This window comes from Exiguobacterium algae (genome assembly GCF_018617875.1).
GTDB lineage: Bacteria > Bacillota > Bacilli > Exiguobacteriales > Exiguobacteriaceae > Exiguobacterium > Exiguobacterium algae.
Genome location: NZ_JACSKZ010000005.1, coordinates 1 through 14053, shown reverse-complemented (window position 1 = coordinate 14053; position 14053 = coordinate 1). Strand labels below are relative to the sequence as shown.

General features: G+C 48.5%; 13 protein-coding genes and 8 tRNA genes. All 21 read right to left on the bottom strand.

What is annotated here, in order from left to right; translation table 11 throughout:
- Positions 1 to 13: 13 nt before the first annotated feature.
- Positions 14 to 298 carry a putative quinol monooxygenase gene (locus KNP03_RS11250; protein ID WP_214829333.1) on the bottom strand — a complete coding sequence of 95 codons (285 nt, stop codon included), beginning with the start codon at positions 296 to 298 and terminating at the stop codon, positions 14 to 16.
- 135 nt (positions 299 to 433) lie between these two features.
- Positions 434 to 907, bottom strand: coding sequence for a YfbM family protein (locus KNP03_RS11245; protein WP_214829331.1), 474 nt, complete (start codon positions 905 to 907; stop codon positions 434 to 436).
- Between the two features lie 73 nt (positions 908 to 980).
- Positions 981 to 1922 carry an NAD(P)/FAD-dependent oxidoreductase gene (locus KNP03_RS11240; protein WP_214829329.1) on the bottom strand — a complete coding sequence of 314 codons (942 nt, stop codon included), beginning with the start codon at positions 1920 to 1922 and terminating at the stop codon, positions 981 to 983.
- Positions 1923 to 2017: 95 nt separating this feature from the next.
- On the bottom strand, positions 2018 to 2236 hold the full coding sequence (locus KNP03_RS11235; RefSeq protein WP_214829327.1) for a helix-turn-helix domain-containing protein: 219 nt from the start codon (positions 2234 to 2236) through the stop codon (positions 2018 to 2020).
- 10 nt (positions 2237 to 2246) lie between these two features.
- Entirely contained in the window at positions 2247 to 2762 is a 516-nt protein-coding gene (locus tag KNP03_RS11230; protein WP_240544593.1) for a DUF2975 domain-containing protein, read from the bottom strand.
- Positions 2763 to 2843: 81 nt separating this feature from the next.
- Complete coding sequence (locus tag KNP03_RS11225) at positions 2844 to 4922, bottom strand: methyl-accepting chemotaxis protein (protein WP_214829324.1); 2079 nt, start codon at positions 4920 to 4922, stop codon at positions 2844 to 2846.
- A gap of 185 nt (positions 4923 to 5107) precedes the next feature.
- The gene (glmS, locus tag KNP03_RS11220) at positions 5108 to 6904 is read right to left on the bottom strand and encodes a glutamine--fructose-6-phosphate transaminase (isomerizing) (RefSeq protein ID WP_214829322.1); all 1797 of its coding nucleotides are present in this window, start codon (positions 6902 to 6904) and stop codon (positions 5108 to 5110) included.
- A 361-nt stretch (positions 6905 to 7265) separates the two neighbouring features.
- Complete coding sequence (gene glmM / locus KNP03_RS11215) at positions 7266 to 8624, bottom strand: phosphoglucosamine mutase (RefSeq protein ID WP_214829320.1); 1359 nt, start codon at positions 8622 to 8624, stop codon at positions 7266 to 7268.
- A 35-nt stretch (positions 8625 to 8659) separates the two neighbouring features.
- Positions 8660 to 9940, bottom strand: coding sequence for a CdaR family protein (locus tag KNP03_RS11210; protein ID WP_214829318.1), 1281 nt, complete (start codon positions 9938 to 9940; stop codon positions 8660 to 8662).
- Positions 9941 to 10801 carry a diadenylate cyclase CdaA gene (gene cdaA / locus KNP03_RS11205; RefSeq protein WP_214829316.1) on the bottom strand — a complete coding sequence of 287 codons (861 nt, stop codon included), beginning with the start codon at positions 10799 to 10801 and terminating at the stop codon, positions 9941 to 9943.
- Between the two features lie 126 nt (positions 10802 to 10927).
- A complete protein-coding gene (locus KNP03_RS11200; RefSeq protein ID WP_214829314.1) occupies positions 10928 to 11563 on the bottom strand; it encodes a polymer-forming cytoskeletal protein in 636 nt (211 codons plus the stop codon).
- On the bottom strand, positions 11560 to 12135 hold the full coding sequence (gene sigW, locus KNP03_RS11195; RefSeq protein ID WP_214829312.1) for an RNA polymerase sigma factor SigW: 576 nt from the start codon (positions 12133 to 12135) through the stop codon (positions 11560 to 11562). Before sigW ends, KNP03_RS11200 begins: the two co-directional genes overlap by 4 nt.
- A 130-nt stretch (positions 12136 to 12265) precedes the next feature.
- Positions 12266 to 13168 carry an arginase gene (rocF, locus tag KNP03_RS11190; RefSeq protein ID WP_214829310.1) on the bottom strand — a complete coding sequence of 301 codons (903 nt, stop codon included), beginning with the start codon at positions 13166 to 13168 and terminating at the stop codon, positions 12266 to 12268.
- 200 nt (positions 13169 to 13368) lie between these two features.
- Positions 13369 to 13444 (bottom strand) — tRNA-Ala (locus tag KNP03_RS11185).
- A gap of 18 nt (positions 13445 to 13462) precedes the next feature.
- Positions 13463 to 13537, bottom strand: a tRNA-Gly gene (locus KNP03_RS11180).
- Positions 13538 to 13542: 5 nt separating this feature from the next.
- Positions 13543 to 13618: transfer RNA gene (locus KNP03_RS11175), tRNA-Lys, on the bottom strand.
- Between the two features lie 5 nt (positions 13619 to 13623).
- A tRNA-Tyr gene (locus KNP03_RS11170) sits at positions 13624 to 13707 on the bottom strand.
- Between the two features lie 6 nt (positions 13708 to 13713).
- Positions 13714 to 13786 (bottom strand) — tRNA-Thr (locus KNP03_RS11165).
- 18 nt (positions 13787 to 13804) lie between these two features.
- Positions 13805 to 13880 (bottom strand) — tRNA-Val (locus KNP03_RS11160).
- Positions 13881 to 13884: 4 nt separating this feature from the next.
- Positions 13885 to 13959, bottom strand: a tRNA-Glu gene (locus KNP03_RS11155).
- Between the two features lie 5 nt (positions 13960 to 13964).
- Positions 13965 to 14039, bottom strand: a tRNA-Asn gene (locus KNP03_RS11150).
- Positions 14040 to 14053 lie beyond the last annotated feature (14 nt).

The window sequence follows — 14053 nt, the reverse complement described above, 5'->3', positions numbered from 1 at the left end:
CGTTCCTCTCCTTTCAAACCTCGTGCAGACGGAAAACTTCCCGGGAAGCGAGAAGTGCCCCCGCTTCTTCCCGATACGCCTGATAGTGCGGGGAATTGATATGAGCATCTAACGCTTCCGCATGCTTATATTTTTCATAAAACACAAACGTTCCCGGCGTATCGATGGATTCATGTAGTACATACGTCAAACAGCCTTCCTCTTCACGCGATGGCGGGATGACTCGATTCAGCGTTTGACGCAACGCCTCTTCTTTTCCCGGGTGTGCTTTTAATATCGCTGTGATGACGATTTCCATAAGTTCGTCCCTCCTCGAATAGTTGACCTGACCTTCTGTTCCCGAAACGACAGAAATATATACCAAAACAGACGTCCTCTTTCTGAAGGAACGTCCGCCTCATTTTCCGCCTGCTCTCTTTACATAATGAACAGATCAACTAATCCAAGTGACAAGCGCCTGCTTCCGTTGTGTCGCACGGTGGAAAATTTGTTTCAATTCTTCGAACTGTTCAAGCAGATATTCTTTCTCCTCCATTCCCCAGTCACGTTCAAATGGATACAGCTCATATCGATTCATTGAATCGGCGTCGTATCGCGCCTCGAGCGCCGACAGGTCGATATATTGAAGCCTTTGAGATAAGTCCGCCACTTCGTCAGACTTCAAATAAGCCAGCCCTGACTCTTCATCGATTACCGCCGTCCCAAAAATCGTTTTACCGAGCGAATGACGTTCAATCGTGTTTAAGTCCGCTTCTCCAGTCAGCAAGAAATAAAGCCCGTGCCATGCTTTGTCGATATCCGCTTGGCGTTCTTCATCTTCCAGCCATTCCTCAATTTGCCCGGAGTCTTGAAGCACCCTGGCCAATTCTTCTTCAGATAACTGCATGTAAGACCCAACCATACCCATTCCAGCATTCCCCTCCCCATCGTCTATGCCTGATTATTCGGCACAAACTAAAAAAAACCTTCCATAGAAGGTTTTAGGTATCCATCGCTTCTGCAGCACGTAGACCGGAGATATAGGCACTTTCGAAGCGTGTTCTGCCGGATGGGTCATCCGGTTCGAGAAAGACGTCTCCCGCCAAAAAGACCGGGTGTTGCTTCAAACGGTCATAAGGGGCACGCCAAACTTCTCTCGCCTGAGCATAGCGCCACCGCTTCAATTGCTTCGATGCAATCTTCGCTTCTCCGGTCACGGTTTTTAATAAACGCTCGATTTCTTGAAGCGTCTCTTCACTTGAACGCGCATACCAGGACTCACTCCACGCTTCGTCCATATACACACTGACGAGATTCGTCGTCGAGATTCCTTTTTGACGGTTATTGATTACTTTCAATAACCCCCGTTCCAGATGTTGGTCGATGATCCCCTCTGTCCCCACTTTGATTGGATCCATGAACTCAAATAGTCCGACGAATGTCGGGGCATAGGATAATGTGCGTAACGACTGATTCATATCTTGTGAGAGCTGACCGAGTAACTCAAACGTCTGCGGAAGCGGGGTCGTAACGAGTAGCTTCTCATAGTGGCGGATTGTTTTGTTCGTATGGACTGAAATCATTCCATTCTCCGCTTTGATTGCTTCCACCTGTTCATTCAAGTGAACGGGCAGCCCTTCTGCCAAGTGCTTGGCGAGGTGATTCATCCCGCCTGTCGCCACATATCGCGGATACGGATCCGCATACCAGACAGTGACCCAACCGTTCGCCATCCATGCTTGGACATCCTGTTTCAAGTCTTCCCCACGTACCGTGAAATACACCGCTCCGTGGTCAGCTTTTCCTTCTCCGATGCGCCGTGTCGCGAGTCGTCCGCCGACACTTCTGCTTTTCTCGATCAATTCGACAGCGTGTCCCCGTTCAATCAACTCGCGGGCGGCGATGATGCCGCTCAGCCCCGCTCCAACAATGCCAATTTTCATATGTGACGCCCCCTTTTTTCATGCATATTGTAGCACGGCACGCCTTTTGGGCCGGACTTTCAATATGCCATGTTGTCACTAAAAAAGCAGAGCGTTCACTCTGCTTCCTCATCTTCCCGATATTCTAAAATGTCACCCGGCTGACATTCAAGGGCCCGGCAGATGGCTTCCAGTGTCGAGAAACGGATTGCTTTCGCTTTCCCGTTTTTTAAAATCGACAAATTTGCCATCGTAATCCCGACCCGTTCCGTCAATTCGGTCACACTCATTTTCCGTTTGGCCAACATGATATCCAAATTTACGATAATCGCCATGTCTCTCACCTCAAACCGTCAAATCATTTTCTTGCTTCAGGTCGATGGCCCGTTTCAACAATTTTTGCAACAGCTCCGCGAACACGGCGATCACAAATGATGCAAATACAAGAATGAGCCCAATGACCATGAATCCCGGTGCATCATCACGCTCCGCGAATTGATAAAAGAACGGGAGTGTCGCGATATACACCACGGTAATGCAGAGCGCACAGTATTTGATGAAACGCAAAGATCTCACCGAAGCGTACGAGAATGCTTCGTCCCGGTCAATCAATCCAAGCAACCGAATCGCTTGATACAATGCAATCAAAAAAGGCACTACTGCGACATACATACCAATGATGATTGGATGAATGGACGCTTCTACCCATCCTCCATTTTCAGCAGTCTGTCTCCAGATGAACGGTAAGGCAAACACACAAATCGCGATGATCGGAATCGCAATGACCAGCACAGCCAATCTCAAGAAAATCGTCTCTCGCTTCAAGCGAATCACCTCGTTCCAGTTTGATACGTTCATCATAACAGATTTTTATCGAAAAACAACAAATAATTGTTGATTAATAATAAAAAAGACACCGTTCGTGTCCTTTTCTGCAATGCTTTAATCCAATTGGAACTTTTCGACAGAATGCGATAGATCGGTCGCCATCCCTGCCGATTCTTCCGAAACAGCACTCACACTCTGCATCGCCGCCGATGTCTCCTCAAAGGAAGCCATCATTTCTTGACCACTCGAAGCCGTCTTCTCAATGATTGTTGCAAGTCGCTTCGTCACATGAACGAGCACCTCAGACGTTTCGGTTTCTTCAGTTGTGATCTGAACGATTTCATCAATCGATGCCCCGGTTCTTTTCACGGCATCTAGAATTTGTTCGAGCGATTCACCCGCGACCTGGGCGATCACGACCCCTTCATGCACAATCTCACTGCTCTCTTGCATGCTGTGGGCTGTGTGTTTCGTTAAATCCATCACTTCTTTTGTCAGTTGCGACACTTCTTCCGCACCTCGGTTGGACTGCTCGGCCAGCTTCCTGACTTCTTCGGCCACAACTGCGAACCCTTTTCCATGCTCTCCGGCACGGGCTGCTTCAATTGAGGCATTCAAGGAAAGAAGATTGGTTTGTTGGGCGATTGCGGTCATCGTTTCCGCGATGTTTTCGATTTGTTTGGAATGTTGCGTAAGTTCCTCAATCAATCGCTGCGTCCCTTCCGTCTTTGTGACGATGTTTTCCATCTTCTCGACTGTCTCACGTACGTGCTGTACGCCTTGTGTGGCAGCAGTCAACGTGACGTGCGAGCTCTCTTTCCCGTCTTCCGCTTTCTGCTTGGCGGATTCAATGAGTGTCGCCAAGTGTTGAAGTGCCTCTGTCGATTCCATGACCACTTCATTCCCCACCGCCGCGTCTTCGGCCAGCTCCTGAACCACTTGATGCAGCCCTTCGACCGAATTTGTCACTTCCTCCACAGAAGATGCTGTCTCTTCAGACCCGCTTGTCAATTCCATAGCTGAATTACGAATCCCTTCGACGAGTTGATGCAGTTCTTCATTCATCCGATTGAGTGAAAGTGTCAAGACGCCGACCTCGTCCGCCGTCTTCACAGGAAGTGGCTCATAAGAGAGGTGTCCCCGCTCGATTGCCTCGAGTCGTTTACTCGCCAGCACAATCGGCTTGCTCATTTTTGTGGCAAACCACACCGCGACGACTCCTACGATCACCGCGGAAATCACTAAGATCAGAATGGCTTCTTCTCCATTTTTTACAATCGGTTCTTTTACTTCTGCCTCATCAATTTCAGCAAGCAATACCCAATCGAGTCCTTCAATCGATAAGGGTGTATACGCGCTAAACACCGGAACACCACGATAGTCCTCAATGACAGCAAAATCGCTCTCCCCGTCCAGTGCTTTTTCGACAGACACCGTACTGACTTCTTTCACACCAATATCAGACTCCGTCGTGAAAATGGAATTCGAGCGCATCATCTGATCACTGCCGACCAAATAAGTTTCACCTGATTCTCCCATTCCAGTCCGTCCACCCATAATGCCTGCAATCGCTTCGTCTGACAACTGCAACGCCAATACACCAACTACGCTTCCTGTCTCATCCTTGATTGGAGAGCTTAAGAAAGCCGCATGGGCTTTCGACGGTTCATAGTACTCATAATCCTTTAGGCTCGTCCCTGTCTTCCCGTCCTCAAAGGCTTTGGCTAAGTTCGTATCTTTCAAGGGACCGCTCACTAAATTTTCTCCCAAGTCACTTTCTTTCGCGACCGTGTACACAATATCCCCTTGATTGTTCATCAAGAACAAATCATAGTATCCATACGTCTCATTGAAATCAATCAATTCTTCACTATGGTCCGACAGTGCTGTTTCATATTCCTCACTATCCATTCCGCTCGTTGTAAATGCCGCGTCAAAGTCCACGAGTGCTTCCCGGATCGCTTTTCGTTTCGCTAATACATCAATGTCCTCCCGACGTTCGTTGAAGTACATTTCAATCTGTGATTTTTTGATGTCCCGAATTGCTGTCAATTGTTGCTGGATTTCATATTCAAGGGCACCTGTTGTATTGAAATAATTGATTACACTGACCAACGCCAATGGAATCACGCTCAAGCCGATAAATAAAAGACTCATTTTCGTAGCCAGTTTTTTAAAAGACCATTTTTTCATACGATGCATCACCTTTATTCCCGATTGATAAAAACCTTTTCAATAATTTATATCGGTTATGAAAACCCTTTTTTAACAGAATATTCAAAACTGAATCCCAAAAAATTATAATAAATAGATTTTTTAAGCGCAAAAAAGCAGGAATCCAATTGGATCCCTGCTTTTGAATAGATGGTTTATACTACTTACTCAACCGTTACCGACTTCGCCAAGTTACGTGGCTTATCGACATCGCAGTCGCGTGCAAGCGCCGCATAGTACGAGATGAGTTGAAGTGGAAGAACCGTCACAAGCGGTGTGAGAAGCGGCTCTACTCGTGGAAGCACGAATGCGTCGTTCTCGTGTTCCATGCCTTCCATTGAAATCGTACATGCAATCGCACCACGTGCAACGACTTCTTTAATGTTACCACGGATGTTGAGGTGCGTGTTTGGTTGTGAGACGAGTGTAATGACCGGTGTCCCGTCTTCGATCAACGCGATCGGACCGTGCTTGAGCTCTCCACCCGGATAGCCTTCCGCCTGGATATATGAGATCTCTTTGAGCTTCAATGCGCCTTCAAGACCAACATAAGAATCCAAACCACGTCCGAGGAAGAACGCGTTGCGTGATTCTTTCAAGAACTTATCAGCAAGCTCTTCAAAGATTTCTTTTTGTGCCATGACCGAGTCCATGATCGTCGCGACACGTGCAAGCTCCTGCATGAGGTCAAACGGAAGTTTCTTCCCGTTCGCACGCGCGATGTCGTATGCGAGAATCGCGAGGACTGCGATTTGAGCCGTGTACGCCTTCGTCGAGGCAACGGCGATCTCCGGACCTGCGTGGAGGAGCATCGTCTCGTTCGCTTCACGCGAGAGCGTTGAACCGGCAACGTTTGTCAATGTGAGGGCTTTATGACCCAACTTCTTCACTTCGACGAGAACAGCACGGCTGTCCGCTGTCTCACCTGATTGTGAGATGAAGAGGAAGAGTGGCTTCTCTGTCAAAAGTGGCATGTTGTAGCCGAACTCAGACGCAACGTGTACTTCTGTCGGTACGCCTGCAACACGTTCAATCAATTGCTTCCCAACAAGACCGGCATGGTAGCTCGTTCCACATGCGATGATGTAGACACGGTCTGACTCTGATACAAGCTCGCGTACGCCTTCTGTGAGCTCGATGTCGCCGTCCTCGTTCTGGTAGTGCTGGATGATGTTGCGGATGACGGCCGGCTGCTCGTCCATCTCTTTGAGCATGTAGTGCGCGTACGTGCCTTTCTCGATGTCTGACGCATCGATCTCAGCCGTGTACGGTGCACGCTCGAGCACTTCGCCGTCGAGTGTCTTGATCGTCGCTGTCTCACGTGTGAGGATGACGATTTCGCCGTCGTGGAGCTCGAGGTACTGGTCCGTCACCTGGAGCATCGCCATCGCGTCTGATGCGACGACGTTGAACGTGCCGTCACCGAGTCCGACGAGGAGTGGTGACTTGTTCTTTCCGATATAGAGGCGTTCTTTGTCCTCTGAGTCGATCATCGCGATCGCATATGAGCCGTGAAGGTCAGCGAGCGTCTTGCGGAACGCCGCCTCGACATCGCCGAGCTCGACGAAGTGTTTCTCCATCAACTGGACGATGACTTCCGTGTCCGTCTCTGAGAGGAACGGCACGTCAAGCGTTTTCTTGATCTGCTCGTCGTTCTCGATGACACCGTTGTGGACGAGTGTGAAGCGTCCTGTCGTACTCTGGTGCGGGTGGGCGTTCGGTACGCTTGGTACCCCGTGTGTCGCCCAACGTGTGTGGCCGATTCCAATCGTGCCGTCTACTTCTGCTGGGACGATTTCGCGTAGCGCGGCGATGCGACCGACTTCTTTATGAACGTTGACCTGATCATGCATCAACGCAAGACCTGCCGAGTCATAGCCACGGTACTCGAGTTTTTCTAGACCTTTGAGAAGGATTTCCTTCGCTCCGGTATTCCCAATCATTCCTACAATTCCACACATAAACAATTCTCCTCTATTCTTCGATTTCTCGAAAAAGGAAACGGGCTTTTTCAAAGAGCTGTCAGTGCACTCTCCTTTGTCCGTCCGGTCACCCGGGCGTTTTGTAAAGAGTACTTGTCGTCGTGACAGGCGACGAGGAGGCATCCGCCGAAATCTCGATAACCTCCGTCCTCGTCAACTCCGTAGAGTTCTGGCGCTTGTTCGTACTTTGGTGTCCTTCCGTTTCTAAGGTCACGCCCTTAATAGTACAAATCACACCCCCTTTCGTCAAGAAAATCGTCCGATTTCCCGATGACAAAACGGAAACAAAAAGGGAATCCGAAAGTGGATTCCCTTGTGTTATTCCCCCATTCAGGAGATTTTATCCTTCTACACCGTAATCTTCGCGCACGACTTGAGCGATGCGCTCGACATAACGGTCACACTCTTCTTCAGTTGGCGCCTCGGCCATAACCCGAACGAGTGGTTCTGTTCCCGATGCACGCACGAGGATCCGACCGTTACCGGCCATCTCTGCTTCCGCTTCCTGAATCGTCGCGAGGACGCGTTCGCCGTTCATCGCTTCCTTCTTATCCGTCACGCGAATGTTCACGAGCTTCTGTGGGAAGACCGGCATTTCCGCTGCCAGCTCTGACAATTTACGTCCCGTCGACTTGACGATTTGAGCGAGTTGGACTCCTGAGAGCATCCCGTCGCCTGTCGTTGAATGGTCAAGGAAAATCAAGTGTCCGGATTGTTCCCCACCGAGTGAATAGTTATTTTTTTTCATTTCTTCGACGACGTAACGGTCACCGACTGCTGTTTGTAGCGCCGTCATACCCGCCTCTTCCACTGCTTTATGGAAGCCGAGGTTACTCATGACCGTTGCGACAATCGTATTGTCCTTCAAACGGCCTTTTTCGTTCAAATACTTCCCGCAAATGTACATGATTTTATCGCCGTCCACGACGTCACCGTTTTCATCGATTGCAATCAAACGGTCTCCGTCTCCATCAAATGCGAGACCCATGTCTGCGCCTTTTTCACGGACGAACTCTGCCAAGTGCTCAGGGTGAGTCGACCCCACGCCATCATTGATGTTCAAGCCGTTCGGTGAGTTACCGATTGTCGAGACGTTTGCCTCAAGGTCGGCGAATAAACGTGCCGCGAGACCGCTCGTTGCACCGTGTGCACAGTCGAGGGCAATATGAAGTCCTTCGAAGTCTTCTTCAACAGACTGTTTTAACATTTGAAGGTACTTTTGCGCGCCTTCATAGTAATCTGAGACAAATCCAAGGTCTTTCCCGGTCGGACGCGGCAAAGTATCTTCCGACGCGTCTAAAATGTCTTCAATTTCCTGTTCTGTCGCATCGTCCAATTTGAAGCCGTCACTGCCAAAGAACTTGATTCCATTGTCCGCAACCGGGTTATGAGACGCAGAAATCATGACACCCGCTGTCGCATCGAGAGATTTTGTTAAGTAAGCGACACCTGGCGTAGAAATGACACCTAGACGCATCACTTCAGCACCAATTGAAAGAAGTCCTGCAATCAATGCCCCTTCAAGCATATGTCCTGAGATTCGCGTGTCACGACCAATCAACACTTTCGGTTGCTCGCCTTCAGGCAAGTGCTTCGACAACACATACCCGCCGGCACGACCTAAACGATACGCTAATTCTGCAGTCAACTCTGAGTTAGCAACACCGCGAACTCCATCTGTTCCAAAATATTTACCCATAAAATTGAATCCTCACTTTTGTATGATTGAACGTCTTATTGAATCGAAGACGTTTCGGTTTCTTCCTCCACGCCCGTCAATTGGACGTCGATTGTTTTCGGCGAGATGACGGTCACGCCTTTTGGTACCTCGTAGTCCACATCCACAGCGTGGGTTCCACTCGGCAATCCTGTTAAATCTAATGTGACGTTAATACTGTTAGAAGAGATATTTTCGAGAAGCGAACGTTTGCCAGACAACGTGACGCTAACGATGTCTTGTGCTTTTAACGTATAATTCGTCCGGTCATATCCCCGGACATTGATCGGTACGGTCAAACGGACACGTTCTGTCAACTCGCCCGTGTCATCACGGGTGTCGTCATTTCGACGAACCAGCAATTGGACTTCCACTTCTTCCTCCGCTAACGAAGTTGCCCCGTCAGGCAGTTGAAGTTTCGCTGTCACTTTTGTGGTTTTGTTCAATTCATCTAATTCAATCGGCTCCGTCCGAATGATTTCTAACTCGTCTAATACTTCTTTCGGCGCAAAGACACGAACTTCCGTTTCGCCTAACAGCGTATCGACGAGCCGGTAATCCTCCGCCACATCACCGCTTGTCACGACTTCAATTGGGACGACTGCGCTTTCCTCATAGATCGGAACGGTCACATTGATGATGTTCGGGTCTACGGAAACATTCAACGGGTTGCCGTTCGCATCCAAAATGGTCGGCGGAATCTCCCGTGTGAACGTTTGATTTTGATTGGAGACATCTACATTCAACGTAATTTCTTTCACGTTTTGAATACGGCTGGCGCCTCCAGAAACTTTGACAGACGACGGCTCGATTTTGGCGTCTCCTACGGCTTTCCCTTCTGGTAACTGGTCTTTATTCAATAAGTTGACCGATACCGGAACCTCCACCGTTTGTTTCCGGTCGATATAAATCTCGACCGTTTCCCGCTCCAGCTTGACGTTCACATCACCACCAAACCCGCGTGCCTCGACAGGCACACGATGAAAGCCCGTTCCTAAGTTCGTCAAATCAACGAACACTTGATAATCTTTCACCAATTTGGTCATCGTTAAACTACTCGATGGGCCTTGCAGTTCGACACTCATTTCTTCAGGCACGTTATACGCAACATATTGCACCTCATCAAAGAATACCTCCACCGGAACATCCAGTGTCATCGAACTTTGTCCGACAATCGGAAGCGCACTGGACGAATTGTTGGAAGAACTCGTTTCAGCGACCATTAAATATAAAAGGACGGCCAGAGCAAGTGCGATGATACGTAGAAACCATTTATGTTGTAACCACTGATCGATCACTTACTTGTCCCCCCCTTTTTTACCGAAGAACGAAATCGTCGCCTCTTTTTCTTCGATAACGAGTTCTTGAATCAGCTTGTTCCGCAACGCTTCCTCATCGAGTTCACGGTACAGACGTCCAGCGATCGCGAGCGAAACCGCTCCTGTTTCCTCGGAAACAGTCAAGGTCACACTATCGGTCACTTCACTCACCCCGATTGCTGCACGGTGGCGGGTTCCAAGCGCTTTATCAATGTGCGGACTTTCCGAGAGCGGTAAATAACACGCGGCAGCCGCGATTTTTCCGTCCTGGATAATCATCGCCCCGTCATGGAGCGGTGTATTCGGAATAAATAAGTTGATAATGAGTTGGGATGTGATGTAAGAATCCATCCGGATCCCGGTCTCGACATATTCATTTAACCCCGTATCCCGTTCAATGGCAATCAATGCCCCAATCCGACGTTTCGACATGTACTGAGCCGAACTGACAATTGCTTCAATCATCTGGCGTTGCTGTTCTTCATCACTCGTCCCTGCTCGTCCAAACAGATTACTCGTCCGCCCTAAATGTTCAAGTCCTCGCCTTAACTCAGGTTGAAAGATGATGATAATCCCTAACAAACCGTATGTGATGACCTGATTTAATAAGAACTGAAGCGTTTTTAATCCGAAAAAGCCGCTCAGGAACCAACTGACCAGAATAATTGAAATTCCTTTAATCAATTGGACTGCTTTTGTCCCTCGTACGATCATCATGAGTTTATAGATGACATACGTGACGACAAGAATATCTAAAACGTCGTTCAAATAATCATACCAATGTACGTTTTCTGAAAGACTAAAAAATGATAAAAATGATACTTGTTCAAGTAGCGGCAAATGCTCCCCTCCTCAACTACCTAGCCGATTCGTGCAATTTACATTATATCATATTTCTGTCAGGACGCATGACACGGACGTAAAAACGAAACCAGATTGAAACGAAAAAAGACGCTCGAGGGCGCCTTAAAATAATTGTTTGATGGAGTACCAAACCCATTCAAAGATTTGATCGATTTGCTCCAGGTCCCCGGTCACCTCACCTGCACTGGCTAAATACGCCCGGCCATGGACGGCCGTCGCATTTCCCTTGACCGTTCCCTCGACTCGTAAATTCCCACCTTGAACGGTCAGGTCTCGGTCGACTGTCACCCCGGCAGGTACCACGACTTCATTATCCGTCACGATGATTCCGGGTGCTTTCGTATAGGTCATCGTTTCTGTGGAGCTGTTCCACAGCCCCAATGTCGCACTCGACATCAGACTGAAAAAGAGAACGGCCGCAATAAGTGCGGGGTGTTTTTGAAGCCACACCATCTGTCTTGAACGTGGGGGGGTTATTTTCCCGCGTCTTGTATGTGCATTCGAAATCGGTTCGACGTTTTTCACCGTCTGCTGGTCAGGCAAGGAAGCCATGACACGGGACGTAAAATCAGCAGATAATTTTGGGCGAGGCAGTGCTTTCAGTTCTGCATCGATCCGTTCGTACTGGAGGTAAGCCCGGTATAGCTTCTCATCCTCTAGTAACTGACGTAATTCTTCAGATTCTTCGGGCAGTACGCCATCTTCCAAATATTGTTGTAGTTTCTCTTCAGGAGTCAATTGAACCCCTCCCTGTTTTGAAAGATTGTTTTTAACATTTCTCTTCCCCGGAAGATTCGTGTTTTAACCGTTGCAACCGGCATGTCGGTCATCACGCTTATTTCTTTTAGAGACAAATCATCCATATACTTGAGTAAAAGCGGAATTCGATATTTGTCAGGGAGCTGCTTGATTGCCTCATGCATCTCGCTTCGAATCTCGCGGTGAACGACTTGGTCATCGGGTTGAGGAGTATTGTCTGGCAAATGGTCTTGAAAGGTCAAGCCCTCGGTACCGGCGATTTCAGCATCCATCGAATATTCAGGTTTTCTTTTCCGAAGCCGATCAATCGCTACATTGGTCGTGATTCGGTATAACCACGTTTTAAACTTATACTGTGAATCATACGTATGAATTCGAGTGTATGCCCTGATGAACGCTTCTTGAGCCGCATCTTCTGCTTCGCCGCGATCGTATAATACCTTATAAGCGATTGCAAAGACGCCATCCTTATACAGTTCTACCAGTTCAGCAAACGAATCGTGATTCCCCGTTTTTACTTCATCAACCAAACGGGTAGTCAACCGCTCCATTCATCCACTTCCCCTCTCCGCTCTCTATGCGGTCATTTCTATATACGTTCATTTCTCTATCTGGTTTCAAAATCAATAAAAAAAGTTTCCAACCCCATTGTAGCAAACGGGTTTGGAAACTGTAAGGCGATTAGACAGTTTCGCCTTCCAATAACAGGTTTTCTTTGGTCTTGATTACTGTATCAACTAATCGATAGGCTAGCTGGGCTGTTAACTCTTCACGGTCAAGTGCTGGATTTAACTCAACTAACTCTACCGCAAGCAAGTCCTCGGCTTTCATCGCTTCACGTAAAATAGCTTTCCCTTCGTTTTCCGTCAATCCACCATCGACAGGTGTTCCCGTTCCAGGTACAAGCGAAGCGTCTAAGCTATCCATATCAAAGCTGATATAAAAACGTTCGACACGTTCACGTAGATATGCCAGCGCTTCATTCATGATGACGTCGACACCCCGGGTACGCACTTCCTCAACCGTAATCACTTTGATTCCGAGACGGTTGATCTCATTCATTTCACCTTCATCGATATCTCGGAGCGCAATATAAACCAGATGTTCCGGCAGCAATTTTGGTTCCCGTCCTCCAACTTCCGTCAGTCGGATGTCCCCCATGCCCATCGCAGCAGCGAGAGGCATGCCATGAATATTACCCGACGGAGACGTTTCGCCCGTGTTCAAATCGGCATGCGCATCTACCCAGATGACGCCGTATGGTCCTGTTTTCGCCAAACCAGCCAATGTGCCAATGGCCATACTGTGATCGCCCCCGACGATCAGCGGAAATCTTTCTGCCTTTATTTCCTGATGAACAATATCAGCCAGTTCTGTAACCGAGTAGAGCACTCCATCTACCCGTTTCAGATGTTCTTCATTTTCACGAATCTCCGTTTCAGGTAACACTCGAATCGTGTGATGCGTTGTTCCTTTAGGTAATAATTCGTTTACTCCTAGTTCTATTAACTTTGAAGGTCCTTGATCCACCCCTAATTTCCCCTGTCCGTAACGTAACGGCACTTCAATGTATGACCATTCCATCCCCATTCCCCCTTGATTACGTAATAAGTAAATTGTAAACGCTATCATTTGTGTGGTTCAACTCGTCACATTGATGTATAAACATGCAAAAAGACAGCCTGAATGGTGGCAGGCTGTCTTTCTCTGTACTCTCAAGTGAATGGTTCATGGTTTTAGGCAAAAAAAAACTTAAGTCATCACTAACTTAAGAAAAAAACATATGGTGGAGCCTAGCGGGATCGAACCGCTGACCTCCTGCGTGCAAGGCAGGCGCTCTCCCAGCTGAGCTAAGGCCCCTAAATTAGGAAAATATAATGGAGCGGAAGACGGGATTCGAACCCGCGACCCCGACCTTGGCAAGGTCGTATTCTACCACTGAACTACTTCCGCATAAATGGTGAGCCATGCAGGGCTCGAACCTGCGACCCTCTGATTAAAAGTCAGATGCTCTACCAACTGAGCTAATGGCTCAAACCTGGTGGGGGGGGGCGGATTCGAACCGCCGAACCCGAAGGAGCGGATTTACAGTCCGCCGCGTTTAGCCACTTCGCTACCCCCCCGAGGAGTGCCGGCGAAAGGATTCGAACCCTCGACCCTCTGATTACAAGTCAGATGCTCTACCAACTGAGCTACACCGGCATATATGGTTTGAAAAAATGGTGGAGGATGACGGGATCGAACCGCCGACCCCCTGCTTGTAAGGCAGGTGCTCTCCCAGCTGAGCTAATCCTCCATAATGGTGACCCGTACGGGATTCGAACCCGTGTTACCGCCGTGAAAGGGCGGTGTCTTAACCGCTTGACCAACGGGCCATTTTTGGCTCCGCAAGTAGGATTTGAACCTACGACCTACCGGTTAACAGCCGGTTGCTCTACCACTGAGCTATTGCGGAACGATCTTGCCTGG

Coding starts and splice junctions, on each gene's coding strand:
- KNP03_RS11250 (WP_214829333.1), bottom strand. CDS start 298: ATGGAAATCGTCATCACAGCGATATTAAAAGCACACCCGGGAAAAGAA.
- KNP03_RS11245 (WP_214829331.1), bottom strand. CDS start 907: ATGGGTATGGTTGGGTCTTACATGCAGTTATCTGAAGAAGAATTGGCC.
- KNP03_RS11240 (WP_214829329.1), bottom strand. CDS start 1,922: ATGAAAATTGGCATTGTTGGAGCGGGGCTGAGCGGCATCATCGCCGCC.
- KNP03_RS11235 (WP_214829327.1), bottom strand. CDS start 2,236: ATGGCGATTATCGTAAATTTGGATATCATGTTGGCCAAACGGAAAATG.
- KNP03_RS11230 (WP_240544593.1), bottom strand. CDS start 2,762: ATGATGAACGTATCAAACTGGAACGAGGTGATTCGCTTGAAGCGAGAG.
- KNP03_RS11225 (WP_214829324.1), bottom strand. CDS start 4,922: ATGAAAAAATGGTCTTTTAAAAAACTGGCTACGAAAATGAGTCTTTTA.
- glmS (WP_214829322.1), bottom strand. CDS start 6,904: ATGTGTGGAATTGTAGGAATGATTGGGAATACCGGAGCGAAGGAAATC.
- glmM (WP_214829320.1), bottom strand. CDS start 8,624: ATGGGTAAATATTTTGGAACAGATGGAGTTCGCGGTGTTGCTAACTCA.
- sigW (WP_214829312.1), bottom strand. CDS start 12,135: ATGGAGCGGTTGACTACCCGTTTGGTTGATGAAGTAAAAACGGGGAAT.
- rocF (WP_214829310.1), bottom strand. CDS start 13,168: ATGGAATGGTCATACATTGAAGTGCCGTTACGTTACGGACAGGGGAAA.